The organism is Leisingera daeponensis DSM 23529, from assembly GCF_000473145.1.
GTDB classification, from domain to species: domain Bacteria; phylum Pseudomonadota; class Alphaproteobacteria; order Rhodobacterales; family Rhodobacteraceae; genus Leisingera; species Leisingera daeponensis.
On sequence record NZ_KI421500.1, the window covers coordinates 3,868,628 to 3,883,989 of the forward strand.

At 65.3% G+C, this 15,362-nt stretch carries 12 protein-coding genes; 4 read left to right on the top strand and 8 right to left on the bottom strand.

Annotated features, from left to right (window positions below; translation table 11 throughout):
* Nucleotides 1-42 precede the first annotated feature (42 nt).
* Nucleotides 43-1,155 (bottom strand): S-(hydroxymethyl)glutathione dehydrogenase/class III alcohol dehydrogenase, encoded by a 1,113-nt coding sequence (locus DAEP_RS0119240; protein WP_027245820.1) that lies wholly within the window; start codon nucleotides 1,153-1,155, stop codon nucleotides 43-45.
* A gap of 356 nt (nucleotides 1,156-1,511) precedes the next feature.
* Between DAEP_RS0119240 and DAEP_RS0119245 the strand changes: the two genes are divergently transcribed.
* Entirely contained in the window at nucleotides 1,512-4,019 is a 2,508-nt protein-coding gene (locus tag DAEP_RS0119245) for a heavy metal translocating P-type ATPase (protein ID WP_027245821.1), read from the top strand.
* On the top strand, nucleotides 4,016-4,405 hold the full coding sequence (gene cueR / locus DAEP_RS0119250; RefSeq protein WP_008554301.1) for a Cu(I)-responsive transcriptional regulator: 390 nt from the start codon (nucleotides 4,016-4,018) through the stop codon (nucleotides 4,403-4,405). Before DAEP_RS0119245 ends, cueR begins: the two co-directional genes overlap by 4 nt.
* Before the next feature lie 98 nt (nucleotides 4,406-4,503).
* Here cueR and DAEP_RS0119255 read toward each other — a convergent pair whose 3' ends face one another.
* The 4 genes from DAEP_RS0119255 to pcaC are packed head-to-tail and all read right to left on the bottom strand — an operon-like array spanning nucleotide 4,504 to nucleotide 7,095.
* Nucleotides 4,504-5,334 carry a 3-oxoadipate:acetyl-CoA acetyltransferase gene (locus tag DAEP_RS0119255; protein ID WP_008553662.1) on the bottom strand — a complete coding sequence of 277 codons (831 nt, stop codon included), beginning with the start codon at nucleotides 5,332-5,334 and terminating at the stop codon, nucleotides 4,504-4,506.
* Between the two features lie 11 nt (nucleotides 5,335-5,345).
* The gene (pcaG, locus tag DAEP_RS0119260) at nucleotides 5,346-5,966 is read right to left on the bottom strand and encodes a protocatechuate 3,4-dioxygenase subunit alpha (RefSeq protein WP_027245822.1); all 621 of its coding nucleotides are present in this window, start codon (nucleotides 5,964-5,966) and stop codon (nucleotides 5,346-5,348) included.
* The gene (gene pcaH / locus DAEP_RS0119265; protein WP_027245823.1) at nucleotides 5,966-6,703 is read right to left on the bottom strand and encodes a protocatechuate 3,4-dioxygenase subunit beta; all 738 of its coding nucleotides are present in this window, start codon (nucleotides 6,701-6,703) and stop codon (nucleotides 5,966-5,968) included. Before pcaH ends, pcaG begins: the two co-directional genes overlap by 1 nt.
* On the bottom strand, nucleotides 6,700-7,095 hold the full coding sequence (gene pcaC, locus DAEP_RS0119270) for a 4-carboxymuconolactone decarboxylase (RefSeq protein WP_027245824.1): 396 nt from the start codon (nucleotides 7,093-7,095) through the stop codon (nucleotides 6,700-6,702). The genes pcaH and pcaC overlap by 4 nt, the downstream gene beginning before the upstream one ends.
* Before the next feature lie 86 nt (nucleotides 7,096-7,181).
* Here pcaC and pcaQ point away from each other — a divergent pair, with 86 nt between their 5' ends.
* Nucleotides 7,182-8,108: a pca operon transcription factor PcaQ gene (gene pcaQ / locus DAEP_RS0119275; RefSeq protein ID WP_027245825.1), complete on the top strand. Its 927-nt coding sequence runs from the start codon at nucleotides 7,182-7,184 to the stop codon at nucleotides 8,106-8,108.
* 128 nt (nucleotides 8,109-8,236) lie between these two features.
* The gene (locus tag DAEP_RS0119280) at nucleotides 8,237-9,148 is read left to right on the top strand and encodes an MBL fold metallo-hydrolase (protein WP_027245826.1); all 912 of its coding nucleotides are present in this window, start codon (nucleotides 8,237-8,239) and stop codon (nucleotides 9,146-9,148) included.
* 155 nt (nucleotides 9,149-9,303) lie between these two features.
* Here DAEP_RS0119280 and DAEP_RS0119285 read toward each other — a convergent pair whose 3' ends face one another.
* From DAEP_RS0119285 to DAEP_RS0119295, 3 genes are all read right to left on the bottom strand, one after another.
* Nucleotides 9,304-11,952, bottom strand: a complete 2,649-nt coding sequence (locus DAEP_RS0119285) for a methyl-accepting chemotaxis protein (protein ID WP_036760893.1) — start codon at nucleotides 11,950-11,952, stop codon at nucleotides 9,304-9,306.
* Nucleotides 11,953-12,200: 248 nt separating this feature from the next.
* Nucleotides 12,201-12,659 (bottom strand): hypothetical protein, encoded by a 459-nt coding sequence (locus DAEP_RS0119290; RefSeq protein WP_027245828.1) that lies wholly within the window; start codon nucleotides 12,657-12,659, stop codon nucleotides 12,201-12,203.
* Between the two features lie 165 nt (nucleotides 12,660-12,824).
* Nucleotides 12,825-14,483, bottom strand: coding sequence for a transcriptional regulator (locus tag DAEP_RS0119295; RefSeq protein ID WP_027245829.1), 1,659 nt, complete (start codon nucleotides 14,481-14,483; stop codon nucleotides 12,825-12,827).
* Between the last annotated feature and the right edge of the window lie 879 nt (nucleotides 14,484-15,362).

A 15,362-nucleotide genomic window follows, 5' to 3' on the forward strand; every position in this document is an offset into this window, starting at 1 on the left:
CCCTGGGCCTGCGTTTCATCTGTTTCACATCAATCCTGGGGATCAGAATTCGACCACGGCGCGGATCGACTTACCCTCGTGCATCAGGTCGAAACCTTCGTTGATCTGATCCAGAGTCAGCTTGTGGGTGATCATCGGGTCGATCTCGATCTTGCCGTCCATGTACCAGTCGACGATCTTCGGCACGTCGGTGCGCCCGGACGCGCCGCCGAAGGCGGTGCCTTTCCAGACCCGGCCGGTGACCAGCTGGAACGGGCGGGTCGAAATCTCGGCCCCCGCGGGCGCCACGCCGATGATGATGCTTTCACCCCAGCCCTTGTGGGCGCATTCCAGCGCGGTGCGCATGACCTGCACGTTGCCGGTGGCGTCAAAGGTATAATCCGCACCGCCGCCGGTCAGTTCGACCAGGTGCGCCACCAGATCGCCCTCCACCTCGGCCGGGTTGACGAAATCGGTCATGCCGAATTTCGTGGCCATTTCGACCTTGCCCGGGTTCAGGTCGACGCCAACGATCTGGTCGGCACCGGCCAGCCGCAGGCCCTGGATCACGTTGAGGCCGATGCCGCCGAGGCCGAAGACCACCGCGCGGGAGCCGATTTCCACCTTGGCGGTGTTGATCACCGCGCCGATGCCTGTGGTGACGCCGCAGCCGATGTAGCAGACCTTGTCAAACGGCGCGTCCTTGCGGATTTTCGCCAGCGCGATTTCCGGCACAACGGTGTGGTTCGCGAAGGTCGAGCAGCCCATGTAGTGATGGATCGGGGTGCCATCCAGCATCGAGAAGCGGGTGGTGCCGTCCGGCAGCAGGCCCTGGCCCTGGGTGGAGCGGATCGCTTGGCACAGGTTGGTTTTGGGGTTGAGGCAGTATTCGCACTCGCGGCATTCGGGCGTGTAAAGCGGGATCACGTGGTCGCCGGGCTTCAGGCTGGTCACACCTTCGCCGACTTCAACCACGACGCCCGCGCCTTCATGGCCCAGGATCGCCGGGAAGATGCCTTCGGGGTCATCGCCCGACCGGGTGAATTCATCGGTGTGGCACAGGCCGGTTGCCTTGATTTCCACCAGAACCTCACCGGCCTTGGGGCCTTCGAGGTTCACCTCCATGATTTCCAGCGGTTTGCCGGGGGCTACCGCAACGGCGGCGCGGGTTTTGATCATGTGACTGGTCCTTCGTCCAAATTCTCCGGGGCCGGGCCGCCGCAGGGCGGGACCGGGGTGAATGCGTTGCCAGCAGCAGCACCGCGGATCTGATTGCCTCAGCGTTACATTTGCAGGCCGGCGCACGCAAGCGCCGCCTCGGCACCCTATCAGTCCCGGCGTGCAGGGCTTTGCCCCGAATGCGACGGCTGAGCAGCGGTCCGCGCCATCGGTCAAGCACGAAAGAAACTGCGTTTTCCAGCGGCTTGCGCGCAGGCTTCCAGTTTTGGGAAGGAATCTTGCCGCAGGGTCTTGACCTTCCTCTGACTGGAACCCTCATATGATCCAGCATAGGACAAAACCGCAGGTCTCCCATGTCAGAAAATACCCGTATTTCACTGCAAATCACCAACCTGAGCTGCGCAGGCTGCGCCGGGCGCGCCGAGCGTGCGCTGGCGGCCGTTGACGGGGTTGAGGCGGCTTCCGTGAACCTTGCAAACGCAACCGGCCAGGTCGAGGCCGCGCCGGAGGTGAAACTGGTTCAGCTGACGGAGGCGCTGAAATCCGCAGGCTATCCGGCGGCAGAGTCCGAGGTGACCCTGACGCTCAGCGGTATGACCTGTGCGTCCTGTGTGGGACGGGTGGAACGGGCGCTGCTGGCGGTGCCAGGCGTGCTGGAGGCGCGCGTCAATCTTGCCAATGAGTCCGCGCAGGTCCGGTTCCTGACCGGGGCGGCCCGCGCTGCCGATCTGGCCCGCACGGTGACAGAGGCGGGTTATCCGGCGCGGCTGAGCAGCGGCGCACCGGATGAGGCAGAGCAGGCAAGCCAGCGCAAGGCGGATGAGATCGCCGCGCTGGGCCGCCAGGTGCTGATCGCCGCTGTGCTGACGCTGCCGGTCTTCCTGATCGAGATGGGCGGCCACATAGTCCCGGCGCTGCACCATTGGGTGGCGGCAAACATCGGTATGCAAAACAGTTACTTGCTGCAATTTGTCCTCGCCACATTGGTGCTGGCGGGGCCAGGGCGGCAGTTCTACACCAAGGGCTTCCCCGCGCTGTTCCGGGGCGCGCCTGATATGAACGCGCTGGTGGCGCTGGGCACCTCAGCGGCTTACGGATTCTCGGTCATCTCCACCTTTGCGCCGCGGTTGCTGCCTGCGGGCACCGCCAATGTCTATTACGAGGCCGCAGCGGTGATCGTGGTGCTGATCCTGACCGGCCGGTTTCTGGAAGCGCGCGCCAAGGGGCGCACCGGCGCCGCGATCCGCAAGCTGGCCGGGCTGCAGCCGAACACCGCCATGGTTGTCGCCGCTGGCGAGGCGGTGGAGACGCCGGTGGAGGAGATCGGGGCAGGGGATCTGATCCGCGTCCGCCCGGGCGAACGCATCGCTGTGGACGGCGAGATTGTCTCGGGCAGCTCCTACATCGACGAAAGCATGATCAGCGGCGAGCCGGTGCCGGTGGCGAAAGCTCCGGGCGATGAGGTGACGGCGGGCACCATCAACGGCAATTCGGCACTGGAATTCCGCGCCACCCGCGTGGGCCGCGACACCGTTCTGGCGCAGATTATCCGCATGGTCGAGCAGGCGCAGGGCGCCAAGCTGCCGGTGCAGGGGATGGTCGACCGCATCACCCTGTGGTTTGTGCCCGCGGTAATCGTGGTTGCGGCGCTGACCGTTCTGGCCTGGTCGCTCTTTGGCCCGGCGCCGTCGCTGCCGCTGGCCCTGGTGGCCGGCGTCTCGGTGCTGATCATTGCCTGCCCCTGCGCGATGGGGCTGGCGACGCCGACGTCGATCATGGTGGGCATCGGGCGCGCGGCGCAGATGGGTGTTCTGTTCCGCAAGGGCGACGCGCTTCAGCGGCTTCAGGAAGTGCAGGTGGTGGCGCTTGACAAGACCGGCACCCTGACCGAGGGGCGCCCCTCGCTGACTGCTCTGGTCTGTGCCGATGGCTTCAGCCGGGACGAAGTGCTGCGTCTGGCCGGCGCGGCGGAGGCGCAGTCGGAGCATCCCATCGCCCGCGCCATCACGGCAGCGGCAGGCAAGGGGCTGCCCAAGGCGGATTCTTTTGAGGCGATCCCGGGCTATGGCCTGCGGGCCCAGGCCGAGGGGCGCGAGGTCCTGGTGGGCGCTGCCCGGCTGATGGTCCGCGAAGGCATTGCGCTGGGCGCACTTGAGGCTGAGGGTCAGCGGCTGGCAGAACGCGGCGAAACCCCGCTGTACGCAGCGATTGACGGGCGGGCGGCGGCGGTGATTGCGGTGGCCGACCCGGTCAAGCCGGGCACGCCTGCCGCGATCAAGGCGTTCCATGATCAGGGGCTGAAGGTGGCGATGATCACCGGCGATGCTGCGGCCACCGCGCAGGCGATTGCCGCGCAGCTGGGCATTGACGCGGTAAAGGCGGAATGCCTGCCGGCGGATAAGGTGACCGCAATTGCAGAACTGCAGCAGGAACACGGCACCCTGGCTTTCGTCGGCGACGGCATCAATGACGCGCCTGCGCTGGCGACGGCGGATGCGGGCATTGCCATCGGCACCGGCACCGACGTGGCGATCGAGGCCGCCGATGTGGTGCTGGTCTCCGGCGATCTGCGCGGGGTGGTGAATGCGCTGACGGTCAGCCGCGCCACCATGCGCAACATCCGCCAGAACCTGGTCTGGGCCTTTGGCTATAACGTGCTGCTGATCCCGGTGGCGGCCGGGGTGCTGTATCCCTTCGGCGGGCCGCTGCTGTCGCCGGCGCTGGCCGCGGGCGCGATGGCGCTGTCGAGTGTGTTCGTGCTGTCGAACGCGCTGCGCCTGCGCCGCCTGAAACCGGCGATAGAGGAGGGGCAAACTGCCCGCACAGCGGCTGCCGCAGGCGGACAGGAGGCACGCGCATGAACATCGGGGACGTGTCCAGCCGCTCCGGGCTGCCCGCCAAGACCATCCGCTACTACGAGGATATCGGCCTGATCAAACCGCACCGCAGCGCCAACGGCTACCGCTGCTTTGCTGAGACCGATCTGCACAAGCTGGCGTTTCTTGGCCGGGCCCGGGCGCTGGGCTTCACCATCGAGGACTGCCGAACACTGATGGCGCTCTATGAGGATGAAAGCCGTGCCAGCGCCGATGTGAAGCAGCTGGCGCTGGAGCATCTGGCCAAGATCGAGGAGAAGATCGCGGACTTGCAGGCGATGCGCGACACGCTGGGCGAACTGGTCAAAGGCTGCGCAGGCGACAGCCGCCCGGATTGCCCGATCCTGAAGGATCTGTCCGGCGAGGGTTGAGCAAGCCCGGCGCGGCACTCCCGCGCCCGCGGCTGCCCTGACGGGCCGCCTGGCGGCCTTGGGCGTGGCTTCGGGCCGCTGGCCCGAAGCGGGCGCCCTCAGGCAGGGCGCAGCTCCAGGATCTCGCGGGCCTGCTGCCAGGTGGCGACGGGGCGCTCGTATTTCGCGCACAGGTCTGCGGCCCGTTTCACCAGCGCTGCGTTGGAGGGCGCCAGCGTCTCGCGGTCGAGCCGCATGTTGTCCTCCAGCCCGGTGCGGGTATGGCCGCCCGCCGCAATCGACCATTCGTTGACCAGGATCTGCCCCGGACCAACCCCGGCGCCGCACCACTGGGCCTCCGGCGCCAGCCGCTGCATGGTTTTGACGTAGTAGTCGAACACGTCCTTATCCACCGGCATCGCGTTCTTCACCCCCATCACGAACTGGACGTAAAGCGTGCCGGGAATGCGCCCCTCGCGGTTCATCTTCACCGCCTGGTGGATGTGCGACAGGTCAAACGCCTCGATCTCCGGCTTCACCTCATAGGTCCGCATCTCAGAAGCCAGCCAATCCACCAGATCGGGGGAGTTCTCGTAGACCCGGGTGGGGAAGTTGTTGGATCCGACCGACAGCGATGCCATGTCGGGGCGCAGGGGCAGCATCCCGCCGCGCTCGCGCCCCGCGCCGGAGCGGCCGCCGGTCGACAGCTGTATGATCATGCCGGGGCAGTGTTTCTGAAGCCCTTCCATAAGGCGCGCGAATTTTTCCGGATCCGAGGTTGGCGTCTGGTCGTCATTTCTCACATGGCAATGCGCAATCGAGGCGCCGGCCTCAAACGCCTCCTGCGTGCTTTCGATCTGTTCTTCAATGGTGACAGGCACCGCCGGGTTGTTCTCCTTGGTCGGGACAGAGCCGGTGATGGCCACGCAGATGATGCAGGGTTTGCTCATGAAATTCCCCTTCAGATGTCGAAAAACACGGTCTCATCTTCGCCCTGCAGGCGGATGTCGAACCGGTAGACTGCCAAGCCGTCCCGCGCCTCGCGCCTGGCGATCAGGGTGGCGCGGCGGCGCTCCCATTCTATCACACCCAGCACCGGATCTGCCGCATTGGCCTCTTCCTCGTCCTCGAAATAGACCCTGGTATTCAGCCCGACGTTGATGCCGCGCGCCACGATCCACAGATTGATGTGCGGTGCCATCATCTGCCCGCTCCGGCCCATGACCGGGCCGGGCTTCACGGTGTCAAATCCCCATTCGCCGGTCTCGAAATCAGTGATCACCCGGCCCCAGCCGCGGAATCCGTCCTCCACCTCGCCGGGGTGCTCCGGGTGGGCATAGATGCCGTCCGCATTGGCCTGCCAGGCCTCAAGCAGCACGTCCTTGACCGGCGAGCCGGTGCCGTCGGTCACCACGCCCTCGACCCGGATGCGTGTGCCCTTGGCATTGGGGCCTGCAATGTCCCAGCCAAGCTCCTGATCATAGATCTCAAACCCCGCCGCACCAGGGGCGAGGCCGATATGGACATAGGGACCAGCGGTCTGCGAGGGGGTTTCTTTCAGGTATTCCAGCTTCTGCCGCATCAGTTCCCCTCCAGCCGGTTTTCAAACAGGGTGGACCGCCGCCCGCGCAGCACGATGTCAAAGCGGTAGGCGATGGTGTCCAGCGGAATGGTGGCGTTCATGTCGAGCCGGGCCACCAGCATCTCAACCGCCTCCGGGTCCGGGATGGTGTTTACGATCGGGCAGCGGGCAATCAGCGGGTCGCCCTCGAAATAGAGCTGGGTGATCAGCCGCTGGGCAAAGCCGCTGCCGAAGACCGAAACGTGGATATGCGCGGGCCGCCAGTCGTTCACCCAGTTGCGCCAGGGGTAGGCGCCGGGCTTCACGGTGCGGAAATGGTAGCAGCCATTCTCATCCGTCAGCGTCCGGCCGCAGCCGCCGAAATTCGGGTCCAGCGCCCCAAGATAGCTGTCCTTCTTATGCCGGTAGCGGCCGGACGCATTGGCCTGCCAGATCTCCACCAGCGTGTTCGGCACCGGGCGGGCGTTTTCATCCAGCACCCGGCCATGCACGATGATGCGCTCCCCGATCGGGCTTTCGCCGGGCTGGGCGAAGTTGCTCAGCAGATCATTGTCGGTGGCGTTGATATCGTTGTGCCCGAACACCGGGCCAGTGATCTCGCTGGCGGTGTTCTCCAGGCTGATCAGCGGAAACTTGGGCGAGCGGGTGACTGAGGTCTTGTAGTCCTGCGACAGGGCAGGGGGGTGCCAGCGGCGGTCGCGCTGATAGAACTCCCCCTGTTTCGGCGGCGTGCTCATGCGGGCTCCTCCTCTTCGGCTGCCATTGCGGCATAGGTTTCCTTGGCCAGTTTCAGCGCCTGGTTGGCGCGCGGCACGCCGGCATAGACGGCCACATGCTGGAAGGCTTCCTGCACGTCTGCCTGGCTGGCACCGGTGCGGGCGGTGGCACGGATGTGCATCGGGATCTCAGCGAAATTGCCGGTCGCCGCCAGCAGCGCCAATGTCAGCATCGACCGCTCCCGCAAGGAAATCCGGTCCGACGCCCAGACCGTGCCCCAGGCGGCCTCAGTAATGAGCTCCTGAAACGGCTGGTCCAGCGCCGTCTTGGCGGCCTCGGCGCGGTCCACATGGGCGTCGCCCAGCACCCTGCGCCGGACTTGCATGCCGCGGTCGTATCGGTCTTGCGTCATTGCGGTCTCCCTTTGCTTGGGAGTATCGCATACCGCTGGTGATCTGTATAATCCCCAATCAGGCATGAAATGATACCTGTAGTGATATGCGACTTTCGTCCTCTTTGAAGCTGCGCCATCTCGAAGTCTTTGTCGAAGTCGCCCGCAAGATGAGCGTCACCCAGGCGGCTGAGGCGCTGGGCATGACCCAGCCCGCCGTTACCCGGGCGCTGCGAGAGCTGGAGGCGGTGTGCGGCAAGCCGCTGGTGGAAAAACATGGCCGCGGCATCCGGCTCAGCAGCTATGGAGAGCTGTTCCGGGATCATGCGGGGCGCAGCCTGGCGCTGGCGCGGGACGGGGTGGCGCTGCTGCAGGGCCTGGGGGAGGCGGAGGGGCCGCAGGTCTCCATCGGGGCGCTGCCCACGGTGGCTGCGGATCTGGTGCCCGACACGCTGGCGCAGCTGCACGCAGGCAGGGCGCCGGGCCGGTTCGTGGTGATGTCCGGCGGCAATCAGTATCTGATCGACCAGCTGCGCCGCGGCAGCCTGGATGTGGTGGTCGGCCGGCTGCCCGCGCCGGAGACAATGGCCGGGGTGGAATTCGACCCCTTGTACCGCGAGCGCGTGGCCGTGGTCGTCGCAGCAGGCCATCCGCTGGCCGGCGCTGCCCATCTGCCGTCCGCGGTGTTTGAGGATTATCCGGTGCTGATGCCCTCCGAAGGTTCGATCATCCGGCCTCTGGTGGAGCGGATGTTTCTGGAGCAGGGGCTGTCGCTGCCGCGTTTCCCGGTCGAGACGGTCTCTTCTTCCTTCGGACGCCGCTTCGTGCTGGCGCATCAGGCGGTCTGGATCATCAGCCACGGTGTTGTGCGGCCGGATCTGCAGGCGGGCACCATGACCGCGCTGCCGGTGAACACGGACAGCACCTTGGGCCCGGTTGGCCTGTGCACCCGCCGCGAGCACCGGCTGAGCGCCGCCGCGCAGCGGTTCTGTGCCGTGCTGCGCAGCCATTGCGCCGCTCTGGGGCTGAGGTAGCGGCGCTGTTGGCTGCTCTGACCGGACTGCCGCAAAGCAGGCGTTTGCCTTGCTGTTGGATTGCCGTATAATTCATCAAATGGAATATTTGCATTTGATGCAGGCTGACTGAAGCGGGAGGAAAGGCGATGGCCTTAAGCAGACGGAATTTCGGCCTGTGGGCTGCGGCGGGGATGGCTGCGGCAGTGGCGCCGCGATGGGCGCTGGCCCGCATTGAACTGGGGGCAAAGACGATAGAAACGCTGTCGGACGGACACCTGACTCTGCCGCCGGAGTTCATTTTTGGCGGGCTTGACCCGGAGGCGCTGCAGCCGCTGCTGACCCGCTACGGAATTGGGGCCGGGCCGCTGATGCCTGAGGTCAACGTGACCCTGCTGAGGGACGAAGGCCGGGTAGTTCTGTTTGACGCAGGCTCCGGGCCGGGGTTTCAGGACAGCGCGGGCAAGCTGCCAGGGGCACTGGAGGCCATCGGGGTCGCCCCCGAGGACGTAACCCACGTGGTCTTTACCCATTGCCATCCGGATCACCTGTGGGGGGTGCTGGACGATTTCGAAGAACTGCTGTTTCCCGAGGCGGCCTTCCTGATGGGGCAGGAGGAATGGGATTACTGGTACGACCCGGACACGGCCGCCACCATCGGCAGCAGCCGCGCTGCCATGGCCGCCGGTGCCCGCCGCCGGATGGAGGTGCTGGAAGACAGGGTGCAGCTGTTCGCCGATGGGGCGGAAATCCTGCCCGGCGTTGCCGCCCGCGCCACCCCCGGCCACACGCCGGGGCATATGGCGTTTGAAGTCCGCAGCGGCAGTGAAAGCGTCCTGATCCTGGGCGACGCGGTAGGCAATCACCATGTGAGCTTTGCCGAACCCGCCTGGCCGGTCGGCTCCGACCAGGATCCGCAAACTGCGGCTGCCACGCGCCTGCACCTGCTGGACCAGCTGGCCGCGGAGCAGATGCGGCTGATTGGCTATCACTTGCCGGGCGGCGGCATCGGGCGGGCAGAAAGGGCCGGCAGCGGCTACCGCTTCGTTGCCGGGGAGTAGGGCAGGGCTGTTTCGAGCGCCGCCTTTGTCCTCCTCGCCTGATTAGGTGAATACGTCAGCCGCAGCTCAGAACGGGGAGGGCGCTGTCGGGCCGCTGCTTGATTTGGCCGGGCAAATGCAGCCCGGCCGCGCTGTGGCAGGTGCGCAGCGGCGCCTCAGGCCTGCAGCCTCCAGATGTCTTCTTGCTCCCGGCCGCTGGCACCATGTCCGGGGGCCGCGGCTTGGGTGCGGAAGGCGCCGATGGCGCCAGCCATGGCCTGAGCTTCCTTGGACAGCCCCAAGCTGGAGGAGGTGACCTCCTCGAACAGTGCCGCGTTGCGGGTGGTGGCGTCGTCGAGATTGGCCATCGCCGTGTTGATCTCCTGCAAGCTGCCGGATTGTTCCGAGGACGCCTCGGAAATGGACTTCATAAGGTCCGCAGCGCTGGCGACAGAGGCGGAAATGTCGGTGATCGCCGCGCGGGTCTGCTCGACCAGATCGGCGCCGAGCTCGACGTTCTGGCCCGCTTCCTCCACCAAGGCGGCGATTTCCGTCGCGGCCTCCTTGGACCGGTGCGCCAGGGTCCGCACCTCCGAGGCGACCACGGCAAACCCCTTGCCGACGGTGCCTGCCCGGGCCGCCTCGACGCCTGCGTTCAGCGCCAGCAGGTTGGTCTGCTGGGCAATCGCCTCGATCATGCCGATGATCCGGGAAATCTTATCGGAGCTTTCCTTGATCGCCTCCATCGCGCCGTAGGTCCGTTTGACCACCTCAATGCTCTCATTGGCGTTCTGGCGTGCCGCCTCGACCGAGGCGGAGGCTTCGCCCGAAGCCTGGGCGGTGCCGGCGATGGAGACCGAAAGCTGGTTCACCGCCGCCGCGGTTCCGGCCAGGGTTTGTGCAGTGTGCTCCGAACGCTCGGAGAGGTTTCGGGACGCCGATGAAATTTCGGTGCTGCCGCCGGCAATCGACTGGCCGCTGGCGCTGAGACTGCGCACCGAGGCTTCCAGCTTCTCCAGCGCTGCGTTGAAATCGTCGCGCAGCTTGGTATAGCCCTCGCCCATTTCGCCGCGGATGCGGTAGGTCAGATCGCCCTGCGACAGCCGTTCCAGCCCGCTGCCGATGGCCGTAACCGCGGCGGTCTGCTCGGCGAGGCGCGCATCGCGCTCCGCTTCGGCTGCGGCTTCCACTTCGGCCTTTTGCACCAGACCGTCGCGGAACACCGACAGCGCCGTGGCGATCCGGTAAATCTCATCGCTGGAGCGCTCGTATCCGGTCACCGGGCGCAGGTTTCCGGCGGCCAGCCGCTCAGTTGTGCCGCTGATATCGGCCAGCGGGCGCAGGATCAGGATCCGGGTCAGGACCAGTGCCGCGACAAACACCGCCGCCGCCACAGCCGCCAGGATCTGCAGCTGCCGCTGCGCTGCGGTCACGTCGCTGGCAAGCCCGTCCGCAATCGAGGCGATTTCCAGCTGGCTTTCGGCGCCGAGTGCGGTCGCCTTGCCGGCAAATTCCAGCACGGCATCCACGGTGGCCTGCGACGCGGCGGCGGCTTCGGCAGCGGCTTCCAGCGCAGCGGCCTTGAACACAGGCAGGCCTTGCGAGGGGTCGGCAAGCGCGATCATCCCTTCCAGTTCCTGAGCAAACACCCCGTCATTGAATCCGCTGTAGCCCGCCAGCGCAGCGGCGGCGTCCTGCAGCGGTCCGGCAGCGGCCCGGGCAGCGGAAATCTCATGCGCTGCGGCCATGTCCAGCGCGGCAACCTGAAAGGCGCTGATCCAGCCGTTGATTTCCAGGAGCTGCTGCAGCACGCCGACCTGGTTATCGAGCAGGCCCTGAATGGCGGTGCGGTTGTCAGCACTGGCCTGGGTTGCTGCGACCGACAGGGTGAACACCATCCGCTCCATCGCCTGCGTCAGCGGGCGCACGCTGGCATTGCGGGCGGCAAGAACCTCCTTGCGGCTGTCCTTCAGCTCCTTGCGGCTGGCCGTCAGCGTATAGCGGAACAGCTCCACCGACTCGCGGACCTTTTGCACCCGGCCTGCGTCCAGTCCCAGCTCTTCGAGCCTGCCCAGCACCGGCTCCAGCCGCTTGAGCGCGTCTTTGGCCATGTTCTTGAGCGCGCCTTTCGTCGGGACGTCGCGCACATGCCCCAGTGCCAGCGCCGCGCCGGACAGGATGCTGATGTCCGCGCGCGCTTCCAGAAGCGTCTGCAGGCCGCCGAATTGCTGCTCCACCAGATCGTTCAGAACCTCATCGACGCGGATGATGGTCTCTTCGCCGCCGTCCATCAGGCTGTCGCGGGCTTTGGAGGCGACCATGACAAGCTTGTCCTGCACCGCCTGGCTGAGGGTCTGCAGGCGGGCAGTCCGGGTGTCGATTGCAACCTGGTTGCCGAAGGCGCCTTTGCGCGCGGCAATCAGGTTATTGAGCCGTTCAGCGGCGGCAGCGGCCTCGGCTGCGAATTGGGCCTGCTCACCGGCGGGCAGCCCGGCGACAGTGCTGTCGAGATGCGCGATAGCGGCAGCGGCCTTTTCCTCGGCTTGGGCCAGATCCTCAACCGATCCGGCCTGCAGAACGCCGATCATCGTGTTCTTGGCTTGGCCTGCGGCATTTACCAGGCGGCTGCTCAGCTCCAGCTGCGGCACCTTTTCTTGCGTCAGAACCTGCATTTGACGGCCGGTCTGCGTAAACACCAGTGTGACCAGGACACCGCCCACGGCGCAGGCAGCGCCCATCGTCATCAGGATCAGCGTGATCTTGGCGCCAATACTGGAAAACAACCGGAAGCGGCGCCGCGCCGGAACATCTTTCTGAATAGTCATCGTCTCACCCAATGCATCCGCCCGCATCTATCCGAGCCCGGGCCAGTCATGGGGCACCCGCTGGCGCACGGGGCGGGACTGGTCAGGGATTGCAGGTGCAGGTCCGCCCGCCTGCTTCTGTCTGCTAGAAGACCAGCAAGACTCTAAAGAAAGCATGAGCAGCCGCGGGAAAGTCCGTTGCATTTTACTTGCCGGAGCCCGGCGCGGCGGTGCCGGAGCGGATGGCCGCAGGCGCATTGGGACTGCGCCTAGGCCAGGTCCGAAAGCCGGCGCACAGCATGCAAAGGCAGGTTCACGGCATCCGCCACCGGACGGTAGCCGGCCAGCGGGTCGAACTCATGGCGGATCCGGCCGCCCTCGCAGCAGGTGGTGAGCAGAACCGGGCGGCCGTTGACCTGCTCACTGGACACCGAGACTGGTAAGGTGCCGGTGAGCCAGCCGCCATAGCTGACGGTGCCGTTGCGGCTGCGGATGACAATTTCAAAATAGTCCAGCGCCGCCATTCGGAAAATCAGGTCCGGGGCCCCTTCCGGACTGCCGCCAAGATGCCCCGCTGTCAGCTCTGCGCCGATCAGATTGCGGGCGGAGTAGCCCCAGCGGTGCATGAAGCCGTCCACAATGTCGAGAATCTCCTGTGTCCGTTCCTCGGGCCGGACCGCCGGCCCGAACCCCGAGAAGCGCCGTTCAAATGCCAGATATTCGCTCACGCCCTCTCCCTGCGCCGCCCTTTGCGGGTCGTTACTGGCCCGGCCAGCCGCCGGGTCTCGCCGGATGCTAACACGTTTATCCTGGCCTTTCGGCAAAAGATGGAGGCCAGATGTGCATTTCCCAGCGTCAACCGGCAGCCTGGGCGTGGCAGCGCCCGGCCAGGGCTACTCCGGCACCCCCGCCTGGCGCAGGGCAGACGCCCATTCCGGCCCCGCAGGGCTCATCGCGGCGGGGTTGTCGCGCTGGAATTGCGACAGGCAGAATTTCGGCGCTGCCTCCAGCAGCTTCTGCACCGTGCTCCGGGCCTCGTCGCCCCGTCCGGACATCTGCAAGGCAATCGCCTTGGAGCGCAGCGGCACCGGGAAGGCGCCCTTGGCTTCCAGCGAGCGGTCGGCCAGTTCGATCGCGCGGCCGTAATTGCGGGCTGACAAATGTGCCAAGGCCGAAATCGCGTCAAAATAGTAACATTGCGGTCCCAAGGGGGTTAGCTGCCGCGCCGCATCCGTCATTTGCACCGCCGCCTCCGGCATATCCTGGTACGCCAGCGTCGCCCCTTTCATCAGCAGCGCCAGAGCTTCGTTCGGGTTGTCGCGCAGTGCCAGGTCATAAGCATCCTGCGCCAGATCGAACCGGAAGGTGAGGTGGCTGGAGATGAGCCCCTTGAGGGTGTGGGCCAGTGAAAAAGCGGGCGCTGCTTCGATGGCCGCGTCCGCCATCCTGCTGGCAAGACGGCTGTCCTCCTCCCGGTTCGGCGACAGCCCCTTTTCCACCCGCATAACATGCCAGAATCCCATCCAGGTCAGCGGCAGCGCATGGTTCGGCTCGCGCTCGAGCAGGTGAGACAGGATTTCATGCGCGCGCTGGAATTTGCCCGCGTCCATTTCCTGCATCAGTGAAATCGCCGCCATCAGCAGCACATGGCTTTCCAGCGCCTTCAGCGGCTTGAACCCGGCCAGCCGGACTGCCTCGCCTGCGGCGGTCTGGCCGATCTGCAGCGTTGCGTTGCGCAGGACAGAGCTGCGCCCCTCCATCAGGCTGCTCTTGCTGCCTTCAAAGCTGCGTGACCAGATCACCTTCTCAAGGACCGCGTCATGGAGGTCAATTTCGGCGCGGAACCGGCCGCCGTCGCTGGTGACCGTTCCCGAAATCAGGTAGTCGACGCCGGCAACCGAGGACACCTCGGCCGGGCGCACCGTTTCCGGGTCGAACTGGCGTGAGGCCAGATAGGACGTCACCGAGAAGGCCCAGCTGCGCGACAGGTGCCGCGACAGCTCTTCGGACATCAGCGACCCAAGCGGAGCATCCGCGGCTCCCGGCGACCGGTGAACAAAGGGCAGAACCGCAATCGACGGAAGCAATCTGTCCAGGATCACCCGCCCGGGAGCGGCACCAGCCTGCGGCACCGGTTGCGCAGAACTGCGGGAAAACTCCGCCCGGGTGTCCGACAGCCAACTGTTGAAGACGGATTCATGAGGCAGCTCAAAGCCTTCCATGAACTCCGCAGTTCCGGTGCGGTTGTCCAGCTCCACCCGGGTCAGGTCCAGAATGACCCGTTCGCGGTTGGCAAACAGCAGCTTGGCCGCCTCCGGGCCCAGGTGCCGCCGCAGCGTCGACAGTGCCGTGCGCAGGCTTGCCTTGGCCTGCTCCGGCTGTGCCAGGCACCACAGTGTCTTCTCCAGAAACGCCCGCGTCCGTATCCCTCCATCGGCCGTGGACAGCAGCGCCATCAGCGCCTGGTGCTTGGCCCCCAGCTGTACATTTGCTCCCAGCGCATCAAAGACGCCAAAAGCCCCAAACCGGCAAATCTTGAGAAAGACAGTCATCCGTCAACCCCACTGAACGATTGTTGCATCTGATATTAAATCACCATCATACTGCATTGCCTTAATTTATTTTGCAATTGCTGATTGTAAAATATTGACGGGGGGATTCAGAGCGGAGCATCAAGGAGCAGGGCTGCGTGCTTTCTGGTATCATAGTTGACCCAGCGTCACTCTTCAGCCAGTGACTGTGCAGGCTGTTCAGGCCGCCTTCCGGAAGCACAGAAAGGCGGTTTTCCAGTGTCTGAGTGTTCGCGTTAGTCACGCACGGTATGCGTGCATTCCGCTTCGACGCCTGATTACGGGCCGGACCGTGCGGATGCAAGCCCCGCCAGCTGATTGCAGCGCGGCAGACACGCCGGAGGCGCGGGCGGGGCGGAAGGACGGGATGAATTTTCGTTCTCTGCCAGTGCGGCCATGGCTAGGGTCAGGCCCCATTGATTTCCGCTTAGCCACTTGATTCACCGCCGGAAAACAGAGCGGTGACATGTCTGATCTCTTCTGGCTGAGCGAAAAGGGTGTCTTTGGCCGATCATGGTAGGACTGATGGGGGAACGCCGCGAGAAGAACACTGCCGTGAAACACTGCGGCCGAAAACGGGGCAGTTCAGCTTGCTCTAACCCGTGGCGATGGCCTCCAGCGGTCTGCTGGGGGCCTGCCGATCCACCCGAGACACCCATTCAAAAACACGCCAAAACAATGGGGCCGAAACCGGGGGCCTTTTCGGGGCTAACGGGTGCGCCGGGTGCTTGTTTTCTTGTGTGAGAGGCCGATGGCTGGGGTGGTAGGATTTCGATCTAAGTGGTTGATATTAAAATAATAAGTAGCAAATCTTAGTATATGGTGTCAAGCCGGAAGCGAACAAAATGCCCATTGTGCTAC